The sequence below is a fragment of the Streptomyces sp. AHA2 genome (assembly GCF_036857595.1).
GTDB lineage: Bacteria > Actinomycetota > Actinomycetes > Streptomycetales > Streptomycetaceae > Streptomyces.
The window spans coordinates 352,262-368,661 of record NZ_JAUQWJ010000001.1; the positions used below are offsets into that span (position 1 = coordinate 352,262).

At 74.4% G+C, this 16,400-nt stretch carries 15 protein-coding genes and 1 pseudogene; 10 read left to right on the plus strand and 6 right to left on the minus strand.

Translation table 11 applies throughout. The features are described 5' to 3' along the window. Nucleotides 1-176 precede the first annotated feature (176 nt). The 6 genes from Q5694_RS01660 to Q5694_RS01685 all read left to right on the plus strand — a co-directional run bounded on the left by Q5694_RS01660 (nt 177) and on the right by Q5694_RS01685 (nt 7,226). On the plus strand, nt 177-1,484 hold the full coding sequence (locus Q5694_RS01660) for a PP2C family protein-serine/threonine phosphatase (RefSeq protein WP_333930555.1): 1,308 nt from the start codon (nt 177-179) through the stop codon (nt 1,482-1,484). A 136-nt stretch (nt 1,485-1,620) separates the two neighbouring features. Beyond that, complete coding sequence (locus Q5694_RS01665) at nt 1,621-2,820, plus strand: hypothetical protein (RefSeq protein ID WP_333930134.1); 1,200 nt, start codon at nt 1,621-1,623, stop codon at nt 2,818-2,820. Nucleotides 2,821-2,831: 11 nt separating this feature from the next. After that, nucleotides 2,832-3,422, plus strand: coding sequence for a hemerythrin domain-containing protein (locus Q5694_RS01670; RefSeq protein WP_333930135.1), 591 nt, complete (start codon nt 2,832-2,834; stop codon nt 3,420-3,422). A 208-nt stretch (nt 3,423-3,630) separates the two neighbouring features. Then, complete coding sequence (locus Q5694_RS01675; protein WP_333930136.1) at nt 3,631-4,779, plus strand: winged helix DNA-binding domain-containing protein; 1,149 nt, start codon at nt 3,631-3,633, stop codon at nt 4,777-4,779. A gap of 82 nt (nt 4,780-4,861) precedes the next feature. After that, on the plus strand, nt 4,862-6,565 hold the full coding sequence (locus Q5694_RS01680; RefSeq protein WP_333930137.1) for a RecQ family ATP-dependent DNA helicase: 1,704 nt from the start codon (nt 4,862-4,864) through the stop codon (nt 6,563-6,565). Nucleotides 6,566-6,644: 79 nt separating this feature from the next. Beyond that, nucleotides 6,645-7,226, plus strand: coding sequence for an Rv1733c family protein (locus Q5694_RS01685; protein ID WP_333930138.1), 582 nt, complete (start codon nt 6,645-6,647; stop codon nt 7,224-7,226). A 37-nt stretch (nt 7,227-7,263) separates the two neighbouring features. On the opposite strand, the gene Q5694_RS01690 is transcribed toward Q5694_RS01685, so the two are convergent. The 5 genes from Q5694_RS01690 to Q5694_RS01710 all read right to left on the minus strand — a co-directional run bounded on the left by Q5694_RS01690 (nt 7,264) and on the right by Q5694_RS01710 (nt 10,514). Continuing rightward, a complete protein-coding gene (locus Q5694_RS01690; protein ID WP_333930139.1) occupies nt 7,264-8,511 on the minus strand; it encodes a cation:proton antiporter in 1,248 nt (415 codons plus the stop codon). Between the two features lie 6 nt (nt 8,512-8,517). Next, nucleotides 8,518-9,003 (minus strand): cation:proton antiporter regulatory subunit, encoded by a 486-nt coding sequence (locus tag Q5694_RS01695; RefSeq protein ID WP_333930140.1) that lies wholly within the window; start codon nt 9,001-9,003, stop codon nt 8,518-8,520. Nucleotides 9,004-9,134: 131 nt separating this feature from the next. After that, nucleotides 9,135-9,584, minus strand: a complete 450-nt coding sequence (locus tag Q5694_RS01700; protein ID WP_333930141.1) for a hypothetical protein — start codon at nt 9,582-9,584, stop codon at nt 9,135-9,137. Between the two features lie 6 nt (nt 9,585-9,590). Continuing rightward, complete coding sequence (locus Q5694_RS34780; RefSeq protein WP_443040791.1) at nt 9,591-9,929, minus strand: hypothetical protein; 339 nt, start codon at nt 9,927-9,929, stop codon at nt 9,591-9,593. Nucleotides 9,930-10,148: 219 nt separating this feature from the next. Then, entirely contained in the window at nt 10,149-10,514 is a 366-nt protein-coding gene (locus Q5694_RS01710; protein ID WP_333930142.1) for a DUF6479 family protein, read from the minus strand. A gap of 94 nt (nt 10,515-10,608) precedes the next feature. Here Q5694_RS01710 and Q5694_RS01715 point away from each other — a divergent pair, with 94 nt between their 5' ends. The 4 genes and pseudogenes from Q5694_RS01715 to Q5694_RS01735 all read left to right on the plus strand — a co-directional run bounded on the left by Q5694_RS01715 (nt 10,609) and on the right by Q5694_RS01735 (nt 14,521). Continuing rightward, the gene (locus Q5694_RS01715) at nt 10,609-10,983 is read left to right on the plus strand and encodes a ferredoxin (protein WP_333930143.1); all 375 of its coding nucleotides are present in this window, start codon (nt 10,609-10,611) and stop codon (nt 10,981-10,983) included. Nucleotides 10,984-11,337: 354 nt separating this feature from the next. After that, nucleotides 11,338-12,578, plus strand: a pseudogene (locus tag Q5694_RS01725) (protein kinase domain-containing protein); the annotation flags it as partial. 79 nt (nt 12,579-12,657) lie between these two features. Beyond that, nucleotides 12,658-14,235, plus strand: coding sequence for a phytoene desaturase family protein (locus Q5694_RS01730; protein ID WP_333930556.1), 1,578 nt, complete (start codon nt 12,658-12,660; stop codon nt 14,233-14,235). Between the two features lie 94 nt (nt 14,236-14,329). Then, nucleotides 14,330-14,521, plus strand: coding sequence for a DUF2795 domain-containing protein (locus Q5694_RS01735; protein WP_333930144.1), 192 nt, complete (start codon nt 14,330-14,332; stop codon nt 14,519-14,521). A 13-nt stretch (nt 14,522-14,534) separates the two neighbouring features. On the opposite strand, the gene Q5694_RS01740 is transcribed toward Q5694_RS01735, so the two are convergent. Continuing rightward, nucleotides 14,535-16,316, minus strand: a complete 1,782-nt coding sequence (locus Q5694_RS01740) for a serine hydrolase (protein WP_333930145.1) — start codon at nt 16,314-16,316, stop codon at nt 14,535-14,537. Nucleotides 16,317-16,400: the final 84 nt, after the last annotated feature.

The following is a 16,400-nucleotide window of genomic DNA, read 5'->3' on the forward strand; positions in this document are numbered from 1 at the left end:
CGCGGGGTGGTTCACCGTCGAAGTACCCGCGGGCGGGACTCCGACGCTTCCGCACCGGTGAGCCGCGGCCCGGTGGGTATCCGTCCCGTGCGCGGCGGGGGCCGACACCAGCGGTGCGGCCGGTGACCGGAGGAGGCGGGACCGTGAGGGAACACAGCGGGGAGGGCGGCCGGCGGATGCTCGCCGATCTGCTGGCCGCGAGCCACCTCATGCCGGTCGAGCTGCTGCCGGACAAGGCGACCGAGTGCGCACGCGCGGCCTCCTTCAGCCGGGTGCTGATCTACCTGGCCGACCTCCAGCGCCGGACCCTGCGCCTGCTCCCCGGTGCCGGGGCGGACGGCGGCGACGCCGAGCACGAGCTGCCCGTCGAGGGCACGGTCGCCGGACGCGCCTTCCAGTACAGCGGCGTCCTGCCCGCCTCGCCCCCGGGCGGCGACGTCTTCGAGTGGTGGGTACCGCTGCTGGACGGGACGGAGCGCATCGGGCTGCTCCGGGTGAGCGCCGAGCGCGACGACGCCGCCGTCCACGAGGACATGGAGGCGCTGGCGGGCCTCGTCGCACTGATCGTCGTGAGCAAGCGGGGCACCAGCGACGCGCTGGCCCGGCTCGGGCGCAGCCGGCCCATGAGCGTGGCCGCGGAGATGCAGTGGAACCTGATGCCGCCGCGCACCTACGCGGACGGCAGGGTCGCGATCGCCGCCGCACTGGAACCGGCCTACGACATCAGCGGCGACGTCTTCGAGTACGCCGTCGACGGGCCCCTGGTCCATCTGACGATCTTCGACGCGATGGGCCACGACACCGCCGCCGGACTGTCCGGCACCCTGGCGCTGGGCGCCTGCCGCAACGCCAGGCGCCAGGGCGCCTGCCTGGCCGACAAGGCCGACGCGGTGGAAGCCGCCCTGCTGGAGCAGTACGACCACCGGCGCTACGTCACCGGGATCCTGGCCACGCTCGACACCCGCACCGGCGTCCTGCGATGGGTGAACCGGGGCCACCATCCGCCGATCATCATCCGTGACAGCCGCTGGTCCACCCATCTGCGCTGCCCCCCGGCCCACCCCATGGGCACCGGACTGGGCCTGCGCACCACCGTGTGCGAGGAGCACCTGCAGCCGGGCGACCGCATCGTCCTCTACACCGACGGCATCACCGAGGCCCGCAGCTCCGGCGGCCGGGAGTTCGGCCTGGCGCGCTTCACCGACTTCCTGATCCGCCACCACGCCGACGGCCTGCCCGTCCCCGAGACACTGCGCCGGCTGGTCCAGGCCGTGCTGGCGTACCACGACGGCCGGCTGGAGGACGACGCCACCGTCCTGCTGTGCGAATGGATCGGACCGCACCTGGAGCCGGTCGGCACGGCGGCGGCTCTGACGGGCCTGTCGTCGGAGGGGCCGGCGGACGGTGAGGGACCGGTCGGCGGCGAGAGGCGGGCGGACGCTGAGAGGCCGGCGGGCGCTGACGGCGCGGGCCCCGTGCACTGAGCACCCACTTGGCACCCGGCCGGTGGCCGGATCCCCCGGGGGCCGAAAGACTGCCACGGACGCATCCGTGCTCGTCGGCCCCCGAGGCCAGGCTTCAGGACGGCCGGCGGGCGAGTCCCCCCACAGGAGACGGCCCGTGACTTTCAATCCGCTGGAACAGCGGGGCATCCCGCTCGACCGCCAGCTGCGCAACTGGCGCGAGCTGAACGTGCAGCCGATCGACCCCGACCGCTGCGACCCGTACACGCGCTGCCGGATCATCACCATGAACGGCATCGAGGTGGAGGCCATCCTCTTCAGCCACCAGCTCGCCCGCAACACCGTCGACCCGGAGGTCAAGCGGCAGCTCGCCCGGACCCGCTACATCGAGGCGCAGCAGCAGAAGGCCGTCAACTGGCTGCTCCCCGGGGTGTCGTCGGTCCTGGAGACGACCATCGCCTACGAGCAGGTCGCCGTCGACCTGACGGCGTGGGTGGCGCGCATGGAGCCCGACCCGTATCTGACACAGGCGTACCAGTTCGGCGTGCTGGAGGACTTCGACCACCTGTACCGGTACGCCAACCTCTACGAGATGATCGAGCACCGCAAGGCGGAGACGATCGTCGACGGGCTGACCGAGGTCATGCCGGGCCGGCCCACGAAGTACCACCACCGCAACCCGGTCGACAACGTCCGCGACCCGTACGACCGCTCCACCACCAACCCGCTGTCGAAGCTGCACGCGCTGACGATCATGTCGGCGGAGCAGCAGACCATGAACTTCTACATGAACACCGGCCCCACCTACATGGAGCCGATCGCCCGCCAGCTCTACCAGGAGATCGGGCTGATCGAGGAGGAGCACGTCACCCACTACGAGTCGCTCGTCGACCCCGGTGAGACGTGGTGGGAGCAGCTGGTCAACCACGAGTACAACGAGTGCTACCTGTACTACTCGTTCATGGAGCAGGAGAGCGATCCCAAGGTCAAGGCGATCTGGGAGCTGCACCTGAACATGGAGCTGGAGCACCTGCACACCGCCTGCGACCTGATGCGCCGCCACGACGGCCGCGAGCCGCAGGAGGTCCTCGCCCCCGAGCTGCCCAACGTGCTCACCTTCGAGCCGAACAAGCAGTACCTGCGGGAACTGCTGGAGACCCAGATGGACCTGACCACCCTGGGCGCGGGCTACGTGCGCGAGGCGCACGAGCGGTTCGAGAAGATGCAGGAGCAGATCCACGGCGGCGAGGAGCCGCCCAGCGAGCGCGTGATGGCCGAGCACGACGCGATGTTCGGACGCGAGTACCGCGTGCAGTCCGAGGGCGAGCACCCCGACCCCGCGATGCGCGAGAAGTGAGGCGGACGGCCATGTCCGAACTGCACACACCCCAGGCCGGTGACGACCGCGCCGAGGACACCGACGTCGTCGCGCTCCTGATGCGCCAGCACGGCGACATCCGCAACCTCTTCGACGAGGTCGAGCAGAGCGAGGGCGAGGAGCGCCGCGAAGCCTTCCGCAGGCTGGTGCGGCTGCTCGCCGTGCACGAGACCGCCGAGGAGGAGGTCGTCCACCCGTTCGCCCGGCGGTCCCTCGCGGGCGGGGAGCAGGTCGTGGAGGACCGGCTCGCCGAGGAGCGCGCGGCCAAGGAGACCCTCGCGGCCCTGGACGACATGGACACCGACGATCCGGAGTTCATGCCCCGGCTGCGTGCGCTGCGGACGGACGTGCAGGAGCACGCCCGGGCGGAGGAGCGCTACGAGTTCACGCACATCCGCCGCAGCACCGACGCCTCCGGCCTCGCCACCATGGCCAAGGCCGTGAAGGCCGCCGAGGCCATGGCGCCCACCCGGCCCCACCCGGGCGTCGAGTCCGGTGCGGCCAACGTGGCCCTGGGTCCCGTCGCCGCCCTCATGGACCGGACGAAGGACACGGTCCGCAAGGCCATGGGCAAGGACTGACGCGGGGACGCGCGCTCGTGACGGCCCGGCACCCGTACCGACGGGGTGCCGGGCCGCCTCCGCGCCCACGACCCGGACGAGGGCGCCCACGACCCGGACGAAGGCGGATGCGGTCACGTTCTGACCTCGTCGCCTGTCAGGGTGGCCGTGAAGCCGCCCGGTGAGTGGACGACGGGCCGGCGCACGACGCGAAAGCCGAGGACCCTGGATGACCGTTCTGGACGCACGAGCGCTCAACCGCGCCACCCTCGCACGCCAGTTGCTCCTGGACCGCGCCGACCTGCCCGTGCTCGACGCCGTCGCCCACCTGGGCGGGCTCCAGGCGCAGGAACCACAGGAGCCGTTCACCGGGCTCTGGTCGCGGCTGCGGGCGTTCGACCCGGACGGCCTGTCCGGGCTGCTCACCGGGCGGCGGGTGGTGCGCACCCACCTGATGCGGCGCACCGTCCACCTGGTCACCGCCGCCGACGCCCTGGCCTGGCGGGGCCGCCACGACGCCATGCTCCGTCAGCGCGTGCTGGGGGTCTACCGCCGCGAGCTGGACGGTGTGGATCTCGCCGAGCTCGCGGCGGAGGGCGAGAAGATCATGTCCGACGGCGAACCGCGCACGATGCCCGAACTGGGCCGGGCCGTCGCCGGCCGCTGGCCGCAGGCCGGTCCGCGGCCCCTGGGCGAGATGCTGGTCGCCGGTCTCCTGCCGACCGTGCAGCTTCCCCCGCGCGGCCTGTGGCGGGCCAAGGGCGGCGCACGCTACGCCCTGATGTCCGCCTGGCTGGGACACGGGACGGACCCGCCGGCCGCGGACGGCTCCGACCCCGTCGGGCAGGCACTCGTGCGCAGGTACCTCGCCGCCTACGGCCCCGCCGCCTCCGCCGACCTGCGCGCCTGGTGCGGCCTGGCCGGACTGCCGCGCGCGGTGAGCGCCCTGCGCGGGGAACTGGTCTCCTTCCGCGACGAGCGCGGCCGGGAACTCCTCGACCTGCCCGGCGCGCCGCGCCCGGACCCCGGCACCCCGGCCCCGGTGCGGTTCCTGCCCGCCTTCGACAACGCCGTTCTCGGCTACGACGACCGCGGCCGCATCATCGACGACGCCCACCGCGGCCTGTCGGTCGCCGGGGCCCGCCTGGTGCTGGTCGACGGCCGGGTCGCCGCGACCTGGACCGTCGAGGCGGACACCGTCCAGGTCACCCCGCTGCGCGGCCTCTCCCGGGCCGAGCGCGACGCCGTGACGGAGGAGGGGCACGCCCTGGCCGGCTTCCTCCGCGCCGACCCCGACGCCCCCGGCGGCTCCGGCGACGGGCGCGGGCGGGTGCGGATCGCCGCGTCCCCGCCCCGGCACCGCCGCGCACACCGCTGATACGTAAGCGGTCCGGCGGGTACCCAGGGCTGCGCCGCGGACGCGATCCACCGCCGTCCGCACGGAACAGCGAGGAGCCGGCATGGGACGGAAGGGGTCGGGGACACGGCAGGACCGGGCCGCGAGCCTGCGGGAGACCGCGGCCGGCGTGTTCGGCTGGGACACCCTCCTGCCCGAGCAGCTCACCGCCATGGAATGGGTGCTCGACGGGGAGGACACCCTCGTCGTCATGCCGACCGGGTCCGGCAAGTCCGCCGTGTACCAGGTCCCCGCCGTCCTGCTGTCCGGGCCGGTCGTGGTCGTCTCGCCCCTGCTGGCCCTGCAGCGGGACCAGATCGCCGGGCTGCCGGAGGGCGAGCGCGCCCCCGGCGCCGTGGCGGTCAACTCCGACCTGGGCGCGACCGCGACGCAGGAGGCCTGGGAGGCGGTGGAACGGGGCGACGCCCGGCTGGTGTACCTGTCACCGGAACAGCTGGCCAAGGACGACGTGCTGGAACGGCTGGCCGCGCTGGATCCGGCCCTGTTCGTCGTCGACGAGGCGCAGTGCGTGTCGTCCTGGGGCCACGACTTCCGCCCCGACTACCTGCGCCTGGAGCAGGCCGTGCGCCGCGTCGGCCGACCGCCCGTCCTGGCCCTGACCGCCACCGCCGCCTCACCGGTGCGCAAGGAGATCGCCGAACGTCTCGGCATGCGCCGCCCGCGCCTGATGGTCACCGGCTTCGACCGGCCCAACATCAGACTGGAGGTGCGCCGCTTCCTGGACGACGAGGAGCGGCGCCGGGCCGTCGTCGAACGCGCCGCCGCGGAACCCAAGCCGGGCATCGTCTACGCCGGCACCCGCAAGGACAGCGAGCACTACGCCCGCGAGCTCGCCTCCCTGGGACTGACCACGGAGGCCTACCACGCCGGCCTGCGCGCGGCCGAGCGCGAGCGCATCCACGACGCGTTCCTCTCCGGCGAGGCCGACGTGGTGGTGGCGACCTCGGCGTTCGGCATGGGCATCGACAAGGAGGACGTACGGTTCGTCCTGCACGCGTCGCTGCCGGGCTCGCTGGACGCCTACTACCAGGAGATCGGCCGCTGCGGCAGGGACGGGGAGCCGGCCCTGGCCGTCCTGCACTACCGGTCCGAGGACACCGGCATGCAGACCTACTTCGCGGGACGCAGCCCCGGTCGCGAGACCCTGTCGGACGTCGCCCAGGCCGTGCACGAGCACGGCGACGACCCCGCCGGCCTGGACGAACTGCGCGAGGAGACGGGCCTGTCCAGGAACCGGGTGACCGCCGCGGTGAACCTCCTGCAGGAGGCCGAGGCGGTCGACACGGGCGAGGACGGCGAGGTCCGCCCGGCCGACGGGGTGTCCCCCGAGGAGGCGGCGGAGGAGGCGGCGCGCACGGCGCAGGCCCACCGCCGCACGGACCGCACCCGGGTCGAGATGGCCCGGGCGTACGCCGAGACCACCGGCTGCCGGCGGTCCTTCCTGCTCGGCTACTTCGGGGAGGAGCTCGCGGCGCCCTGCGGCAACTGCGACCTCTGCGACGAGGACCGGGACGGCCGGCAGGCCGGCGAGCGGCCCGCGCACCCGGCCGCGGCCGCCTACCCCGTCGGCACCGAGGTCCGGCACGAGCAGTGGGGCGACGGCACGGTGCTCAGCGAGGACCAGGACCGCATCACCGTGTTCTTCGCCCAGGCCGGCTACCGCACGCTGGCCCTGGAGGCGGTGGCCGCCCAGGACGGTCTGCTGGCGGTGCTGCGGAAGCCCGGAGAGGACCGCTGGTCGGGCTGAGGGGCCCCGGCAGGGCCCTCCGGCGGTGCCGGGAGCACACTGGAAGGGTGCTGCCGGTGCTCACGAGGGGGTGTCGGCGATGGAAGCGTCCGGGCGCACGCACGTGCGGTGGTGGCGGTGGCGACGCAACCCGCTGCGACGGCGCGTCGACGTCGTCGAGGCCTGGGTCGTGCCGGTCGGCTGGGTGCTGGCCCTGCTGGGCGGGCTGTTCGCGGGGCTGACGGCGTCCGAGGCCGTCGACCTGGCCGTCGAACGGCAACGGGCACAGAGCCACGAGGTGCGGGCCGTTCTCGTCCGGGACGCGCCGGGCCCGGCCGCGGCCCGTGCGGCGGGCGACCACCGGGTGTGGGGCACGGTGCGCTGGACCGCGCCGGACGGGTCCCACCACCGGGAGGAGGCCCGCGTGCCGCCGCGGGCCGCCGCCGGCTCCACGGTCGCCGTCTGGGTGAACCGGGAGGGCGACCTCACCGGCCCGCCGGTGTCCGGCGGCGAGGCGTGGCTCCACAGCGCGATGGGCGGGGTGCTGGCGGGGTCCTTCGCGGGCGGCACGGTCATCGGCACGCTGTGGCTGACCCGTCTGGCCCTGGACCGGCGGCGGCTGGCGATGTGGGACGCGGAGTGGGAGCGCGTCGACACGCGCCGGGGCTGGAAGACGGGCTGAACGGGCCGGACGCCCGCGGGAGTTGCTGCTGCGGGGATCAGGCCCGTCCGACCGCGTCCCGGCCCTCGATCGTCTCGTGGTCCCCGGAAGGAGCGGGCGCGGCCCGCCCGGAGCGCCGCCCGCGGCCCCGGCGGTCGGTCAGACGGGTGGCCAGGGGTTCGGTCCAGCGGGCGGTCAGCGGGCCGAGCAGGACCAGGATCAGGACGTAGGCCGTGGCGAGGGGGCCGAGGGACGGTTCGATGCCCGAGGTGACGGCGAGACCGGCGATGACGATGGAGAACTCGCCGCGGGCGACGAGCGTGCCGCCGGCGCGCCAGCGGCCCTTGCGCCCGACCCCGGCGCGGCGCGCGGCCCAGTACCCGGTGGCGATCTTCGTCGCGGTCGTGACGGCCGCCAGGGCGAGCGCGGGCAGCAGCACCGGCGGGATGCTGGCCGGGTCGGTGTGCAGGCCGAAGAAGACGAAGAACACCGCGGCGAACAGGTCCCGCAGCGGCGCGAGCAGGCTCGTCGCCCCCTCGGCCACCTCGCCGGACAGCGCGATGCCCACCAGGAAGGCGCCCACCGCGGCCGACACCTGCAGCTGCTGGGCCACCCCGGAGACCACCAGCGTCACCCCCAGGACGACCAGCAGCAGCTTCTCGGGGTCGTCGCTGGAGACGAAGCGGGAGACGTGGCGGCCGAAGCGCACCGCCAGGACGAGTACCAGGGACGCGACTCCCAGGGCGATGGCGAGGGTGGCACCGCCCGCGGCCAGCCCCACCCCGGCCAGCAGGGCCGTCACGATGGGCAGGTAGACCGCCATGGAGAGGTCCTCCAGGACGAGGATGCTCAAGATGGCCGGCGTCTCGCGGTTGCCGAGCCGGCCCAGATCGCCGAGGACCTTGGCGATGACACCGGAGGACGACACCCAGGTGACGCCGGCCAGGACGACGGCGGCCACCGGGCCCCAGCCCAGCAGCAGGGCCAGCGCCGCCCCCGGCAGGGCGTTGAGGACCGCGTCGGCGAGCCCGGCCGGATAGTGGGTGCGCAGGTTGGTGACGAGGTCGGCCGCCGTGTACTCCAGGCCCAGCATGAGCAGCAGCAGGATGACGCCGATCTCGGCGCCGACGGCCACGAAGTCCTCGCTGGCGCCCAGCGGCAGCAGACCGCCCTTGCCGAAGGCCAGTCCGGCCAGCAGATACAGCGGAATGGGTGAGAAGCGGAAGCGCCCGGCGATCCGGCCGAGCAGTCCGAGCCCGAGGATGAGGCACCCGAACTCGATCAGGAAGACCGCGGAGTCGTGCACGGCGGGTCACTCCCGCCCGAGGATCGCGGCGGCCGCCTCCACACCCTCGCGGGTGCCGATGACGATGAGGGTGTCGCCGCCGGCCAGCCGGAAGTCGGGGGCGGGGGAGGGGATGGCGTCCGCCCGGCGCAGCACCGCCACCACGGACGCGCCGGTGTCGGTGCGGATCCGGGACTCGCCCAGCAGCCGTCCGTTCCAGTGCGAGGAGCCGGGCAGTTCTATGCGCTCGGCGACGAGTCCGAGGTCGGTGGTGGAGAGCAGGTTCGGTGTGTGGTGCGACGGCATCAGCGCGTCGATGAGGGCGGCCGCCTCGTCGGCGGTCAGCCGCACGGACAGGTCGCAGGCGTCCGGGTCGTCCCTCCGGTAGGCGCTGATGGTGCGGTGGCCGTCGCGGTGGGCGACCACCGACAGCCGGCGGTCCTCCCGGGTCGTCAGGTCGTAGCGGACGCCTATGCCGGGCAACGGCGTACTGCTGAGGCGCGGCGCGCTCATGGCTGTCCCCTTCGGGTCGGCGTGCGCGTCCCGGTCGGCTCGCGGCCGGGGGCCTCGCCCGGGTGAACGCCGGATCCGGCCGGTGAGGTCATCCTAAGCGGCGCCGCCGGACCGCACCCGTCCTGCGCGTGCTATCGGGGTGCGTCCGGGACGGGAGTGCCGGACGGCAGGGGAGTGGCCGTGGAGAGCTCCGCGCCCTGCACCTGCTCCACGGTGCCCTCCTCCCGCCGGCTGTCCTGGCCCGCGCCGGTGGAGAGCTGCGACCAGGCCCCGAGGGCCAGCGCGACGGCGGCCGCGGTCGCCGCGAAGCGTCCGGCGCGCCGCACCCGGGCGCGGTGGTCCAGATCCCGCCAGGCCACGCGGACCCGCGGCTCGTCCGGCTGCCACAGTTCGCCCACGGTCTGCGGCGGTTCGGGCCGGCGGCCCCGCGCCCGCTCCCGCGCGGAGGGCTCCCTCGGCGCGGTGGCCCGTATGGCCGACTCGCTGTCGCCCAGAAAACTCAGCCACACCTCGTCGGTGAGCGCGGGGAGGCCGTCCGGCTCGCCGGACGTCCCCCGCCCACCCGTCCCTTCCGTGGTCACGTCGCGTCATCCCCTCTGCGCCGGCCCGGTCGTGGCGCGGCGCGTGATCAGTATGCCGCCGGGCCGGGCAGTTGCGCCCGTCCGTGCGCCCGCTGCCGCACCGGGGTCACGGCACACCCGCTGCTTCGGTGACAGCCGGGCCGGCGCCGCCTCCGGCCGCGAGCGTTCCGCGACGGCGGACGGCATGTCGCCGGGGTCGGCCCGGTCGGGCAGTTGGTCCACCGGACGCTCACCCCACCGGCGCCGCCGGGCGGAACGGGCCGCGAGGCGCACCAGCACCGCGCGCACACAGGCCTCCGGAGTCTGCTCGGTGACCTTCGGCCGGGCGAACCGGACCTGCTCCACCCTCACCGTCCTGCGTCTCAGTGGCCCCCTGCACGTGTGGAAAGACGCTGGACCCCCGGGCGCGCCGCACCCTGAACCGGTGATCCACGTCTCCGGCCCGGCACCCTCCCGGCAGCCCGCCGGGAGGGTGCCGGGCATGCGAAAGGGCCCACGCGGCAAGGCGCGGGCCCTTCATGACGCTCCCGCCCCGCCCCGGGGCGCAGGAGGGTGCGACGCGGCTCAGCGGGCTCCCGGGCCTCCGCTGCCGAATCCGCCGCTGCTGCCCTCGTTCCAGCGCGGGCGTTCCTGCGAGCCGCTCGTCCGGTCGCTCTGCCGGCCGTTCGTCTTCAGTTCGTGCGGCGTCAGGCGCTCGTCGCTGCGCGGCATCTCGTCCGGCTCCCGGCGCTCCTGCGTCTCCCGGACCGGGCCGCCCTCGGGCATGCGCGGCTGCTCCTCCGGACGCGGTGTGGGCAGTTCCCTGCGCTTGTTGCGAAAGCCGAGGACGAAGGCCCCCAGCAGCAGGGCCACGACCACCACACCCGCCACAGCCAGCCCGACGCCGAGGGCGCCACGCCCCGCGGCCATCTCCATCCATGCGCTATTCATGTCACGCGGGTACCCCTGCTTCGCGCCGTGAACCAGGCTCACCCGGCCCCGCGGTACCGGGTTTGCCGGCGCCCGGCGGGGCTACCCGCGCTGCGTGACTTCGACGACATCCCAGCAGGAGCTGTTCCGGTTCCTGGAGGACCGGTTCGCCTGCGCCCAGGCGTGCACCGAATGTGCGCGGGCCTGCGCGCTGCGCGCGAGCCTCGTGGATCCCGACGGCACCGAGAACCAGGAACTCGTACGGCGCAAGGGCATCATGTGCGCGGAGGTCTGCGACGCGACCTGCCGCGTGCTGTCCGAGCAGAACCAGGTGGACGAGAACACCATCCGGGTCCAGGTGGAGTGGTGCCGGACCGTCTGCCTGGAGGCCGCCCACGTCTTCGACCGCCAGCCGGGCGCCGAGGACTCGGCGGCGGCGTGCCGCGCCTGCGCACGCGCCTGCACGGAGTTCCTCGCCACCCTCGACTGACCGCGCGCGGGGCCGGCGCCCGGGCCGTACCGGCGTGCCCGTGTCCGGAAGGCACCCCCCACCCGTACGAGAGCAGACCCGCGCACAGTGGCCGTGCCGTCGTGGAGCCCGGGCCGATGTGAGGCGCGCGACCGGCGCGGCCCGGGGCGCCGGGCCCGCGTCCGGAGGATCGACGGCATCCGGTGCGCCACCCTCGCAGGTCCCGGACGCGGCTCAGCGGCGCACACGTCGTGCGGGCCATGGCGGGACTCGGCCCGTACGCCCGCCCCGCCCCGTACACACCCGGACGGCGGGCCGCCATACTGGAGGGGCCAGGGGGCGGGCGAACGGCTACCGGGGGGAGCGTCGCGCGACATGGGGGAGAGCAGACTCATCCAGGGCCGGTACCGGCAGCTGGAGCTGATCGGACGCGGCGGCATGGGGGAGGTGTGGCGGGCGCGGGACGAGTCGCTCGGCCGGCACGTCGCCGTGAAGTGCCTGAAGCCGCTGGGCGCGAACCACGACCACGCCTTCACCCGCGTCGTGCGTGAGCGGTTCCGGCGCGAGGCCCGGGTGGCCGCGGCGCTGCAGCACCGGGGCATCACCGTGGTGCACGACTTCGGGGAGTCCGAGGGCGTCCTGTACCTGGTCATGGAGCTGCTGACCGGGCGCAACCTCAGCGAGCTGCTGGCCGGCCACCGGCGCCACCCGCTGCCGGTCGACGACATCGTGGAGATCGCCGAGCAGGTCGCCGCCGCTCTGGCCTACTGCCACGAACAGGCCATCGTGCACCGCGACCTGAAGCCCGCCAACATCGTGCGGCTCGACGACGGCACGGTGAAGATCTGCGACTTCGGCATCGCCCGCCTCGGCCACGACATCGGCTTCACGTCCCGGCTGACCGGCACCGGCATCGCCATGGGCACCCCGCACTACATGTCACCGGAGCAGATCGGCGGCACCGAGGTCGACCAGCGCAGCGACCTCTACTCGTTCGGGTGCGTCCTGTACGAACTCGCCACCGGAGTCCCGCCGTTCGACCTGGACGACGCCTGGTCGATCCTCGTCGGCCACCGCGACACCCCGCCCCGCCCGCCCCGCGAACTCCGGCCCGGGCTGCCGGTGTTCCTGGAGCGGGTGATCCTCGACCTCCTGGCCAAGGACCCCGAGGACAGACCGGGCGACGCCCGGGAACTGGCCTGGCGGATCACCGCCCACCGCGCCGCCCCGGCCCACGTGTCCGTCGCCGCCGCGCCCTTCCCGGCTTCCGGCGCGCCGGCGCCGACCGGCCGGATGCCGTCCTGGACCCACGGCATGACCAGCGGGCACAGGGCGGCCGGTGCCGTGCCGCGCACCCCTCGTCCCGACCCGGCGGCCGGGCTGTCCGGCGAGTGGATCGCCCGCCCCGCCACCGGCCCCGGCGCCCCGGTCCCCGACGAGCGGCCACCCGCTCCCCGGAAGCCCTGACCGGCCTGACCGGCCTGACCGGCCGGTGCCTGGGCCGGCCGGACCACCCCGACACTCTCGCCGCCCGGAGCGGCGAGGCGCACTGCCCGGAGCGACTGGGCCGTGCAGACGGGGCGGTGGCCCCGTACCGCAGGGTGGCGGCCCTGCGGGACCAGCGGACGCCGGCCGGTCGCTGACCGGTCCGGCGGCCGTCTGGAACACGACGATCACCCCGTGTTACGAAGAACCATGACCGCACCCGAGGGACCCCGCGCACACCGGACGTACGACGCCGTCATCGTCGGCGGCGGCCACAACGGCCTGGTGGCCGCCGCCTACCTGGCCCGGGCGGGCCGCTCCGTGCTGGTTCTCGAACGGCTGGACCACACGGGCGGGGCGGCGGTGTCCACCCGGCCCTTCGCCGGTGTCGACGCCCGGCTCTCCCGCTACTCGTACCTGGTCAGCCTGCTGCCCGGGAAGATCGTCCGCGATCTGGGTCTGGACTTCCGGGTCCGCACCCGCACCGTCTCCTCGTACACACCGGCCGTGCGCGACGGCAGGCCCACCGGCCTCCTGGTCGGCGGCGGCGAACGGCGCACCCGGGAGTCCTTCGCCCGGCTCACCGGCTCCGACCGCGAGTACCGGGCCTGGCGGGAGTTCTACGGCATGACCGGCCGCGCGGCGCAGCGGATCTTCCCGACCCTGACCGAGCCGCTGCCCACCCGCGAGGAACTGCGCCGCCTCCTCGACGACGACCGGACCTGGCGGACGCTGTTCGAGGAGCCCCTCGGCACGGCCGTCGAGGAGTACTTCGCCGACGACCTGGTGCGCGGCGTGGTCCTCACCGACGCCCTCATCGGCACCTTCGCCGACGCCCACGACCCCTCCCTCAAGCAGAACCGCTGCTTCCTGTACCACGTGATCGGCGGCGGCACCGGCGACTGGGACGTGCCCGTCGGCGGCATGGGCGCGCTCACCGACGCCCTCGCCCACGCGGCCCGCGCCGCCGGCGCCGTCCTCGCCACCGGCCACGAGGCGCTGAGCATCGCCACCGACGGCCGCACGGCCGAGGTCGCCTACCGCACGGCCGACGGCGAGGGCGTCGCCGCCGCCCGGCACGTCCTGGTCAACGCCTCCCCGCAGGCGCTCGCGGAACTGACCGGCGACACGCCCCCGGCGCCGGCGGAGGGCGCCCAGTTCAAGGTCAACATGCTCCTGGAACGCCTGCCGCGGCTGCGCGACACCGCCGTCGACCCGCGCGAGGCGTTCGCCGGCACCTTCCACATCGCTGAGGGCTACGAGCAACTGGCCGCCGCGCACGCCCGGGCGGCCGCCGGTGAGCTGCCCGCCGCACCGCCCTCCGAGATCTACTGCCACTCGCTCACCGACCCGACCATCCTCGGCCCCGGGCTCGCCGAGCGCGGCTGCCACACGCTCACCCTGTTCGGCCTGCACACCCCGGCCCGGCTGTTCGCCCGGGACAACGACGCCGTGCGCGCCGAACTGCTGGAGTCGACCCTGGCCCAGTTCGACGCCCACCTCGCCGAACCCCTCGCGGACTGCCTGGCCGCCGACGCCGACGGCAGGCCCTGCATCGAGGCCCGGACGCCGCTCGACCTGGAACGGGACCTGGGCCTGCCCGGCGGGAACATCTTCCACCGCGAGCTGAGCTGGCCATTCGCCCAGGAGGGCACGGGACGCTGGGGCGTGGAGACCCGGCACGCCAACGTCCTGCTGTGCGGGGCGGGCGCGGTGCGCGGCGGCGGAGTCAGCGGTGTGCCGGGGCACAACGCCGCGATGGCGGTTCTCGAAAAGGAGACGGGGTGAATCACACCGCCGTCCCGGGGCACTCCGACAAAGCTAGATGAAACGGACTGTCCGGCCGTCTCGGACGGTCGCACCACCCCACGGGAGGCCCCTCATGGCCGAGCTCAGCCCGACCGACCTGCAGAAGGCCCTCAAGGGCATGGACTACCCCACGGACAAGCAGCACCTGGTGGAACGCGCCCGCAGCAACAACGCCGACGACAAGGTCGTCAGCACCCTCGACGGCCTGAAGGAGGACCGCTTCGACGGTCCCAACGAGGTGCAGAAGGCCGTCTTCAACCAGTGACGCGACGGCCGCGTCAGTCGGCCGACGGTGCCCAGCCCACCGCTTCGAGGCGTGCCGCGTCCGCCGGACGCGCCTCGTCGAACAGGGCGCCGTCGGCCGACCCCACCCGCAGTCCGTCCACGTAGCAGCCACGCCCCACGGAGAGCCGGTCCGTCGTGTACCGCCAGCGCAGGATGAGGCCGCGGGCGGCGGGCAGGTCGGCGATCGTGCGGTGCCAGACCCGGCCCGACCAGCCCGTGACCGCGCCCGAGGAGTGTGTGCGGGGCTCCTCGCCCCGGCGGGACGTGGTGAAGGGCACCGGCTGCCAGCCGCTGCCGCCGTCGGCGGAGGCCTCCAGGATCAGGGTGTCGGCCGCGGGCTCCGTGTCCCACCACAGTGCGCAGCGCAGCAGCGCCCGGCCGCCTGAGGTGTCGAGGGCGGGCAGGGTGAGCGTCGCCGTGGTGGAGAGCGCCGTACCCGAGAACCAGGCCGTGCGGCCCCGCACGGGGCGGACCGGTACCGCCCGGGCCAGGTTGTTCGCGGCGGCCACCCGCGGAGCGGACCCGGAACGCCAACTGCGCACCGGGTGGACGGAGTTGCCGAGCACCACGAGGAACGAGTCCGTCGTCGGGTCGAGGACCAGCGAGGTGCCGGTGAAACCCGTGTGCCCGGCCGTGCGGGGTGTGGCCATCGCGCCCATGTACCAGTGCTGGTACAGCTCGAAGCCCAGACCGTGCTCGTCGCCGGGGAAGGCGGTGTTGAAGTCGGTGAACATCAGCTCCACCGACTCCGGTGCCAGGATCCGGCCGCGCCCGTACACACCGCCGTTGAGCAGGGTCCGGCCGAGCACCGCGAGGTCCCACGCGTCGGAGAACACGCCCGCGTGACCCGCGACCCCGCCCAGCGCGTAGGCGTTCTCGTCGTGCACCTCGCCCCACACCAGGCCCCGTTCCAGCCCGGACCACGGCTTGCGGGCGTCCTCGGTGGCCGCGATCCGCGGCCGCCAGGAGGCGGGCGGGTTGTAGCGAGTGCGGCGCAGCCCGAGCGGGGCGGTGATCTCCTCGCGCAGCAGGGTGTCCAGGGAGCGGCCCGTGATCCGCTCCAGCACCAGTTGCAGCGAGATGAGGTTGAGGTCCGAGTAGAGGTACACCGTGCCCGGTGCGGAGACGGGCGTCTCCTTCCAGATGAGCTCGAGCCTCTCCTCGTGGGTCGGCGCGCCGTACAGCGGGATCCACGCGCGCAAGCCCGAGGTGTGCGTCAGCAGCTGCCGGACGGTGACGTCCTGCTTGCCCGCCCGCCCGAACTCCGGCAGATACGAGGCGACCTTCGCCTCCAGTCCCAGCGCGCCCCGCTCGATCTGCTGCACGGCCAGGATCGAGGTGAACAGCTTCGACACCGACGCCAGGTCGAAGACGGTGTCCTCGGCCATGGGGATCTGCTCGCCGGGCTCGAACTCCACGCCGGTGTCGGTCTTCTCGTCGTAGGCCCGGTAGCGAACCGCCATCCCGATGGGCCGGTGCAGGGCGACCGTGCCGCCGCGGCCGGCGAGCAGGACGGCACCGGCGTACCAGGGGTGGACGGGGGAGGGGCCGAGGAACGCCTCGGCGTCGGTGACGAGCCGGCGCAGGTGGGAGGCGAGCAGCCCGGCGCGTGCGGCCGAACCGTGCCGCAGGGTGGGACGCCGGTCCCGCGCCGCGGGATCGGCCGCAGCCGGCCCGGCGGGCAGCGGGGCGAGGGCGAGGGCCCCGCCCAGGGCCAGCCCCGCCCGGGCCAGTTGACGCCGGGTGGGTCCGCCGCTTGCCGCCTCGTGGGTCACCGCGCATCCCTTCGCCACAACCGTCTCGGGTGTCCCCGGAAGTATGTCCGCCGCACGCACCCGCGAACCGGACGCGTGGAAGGC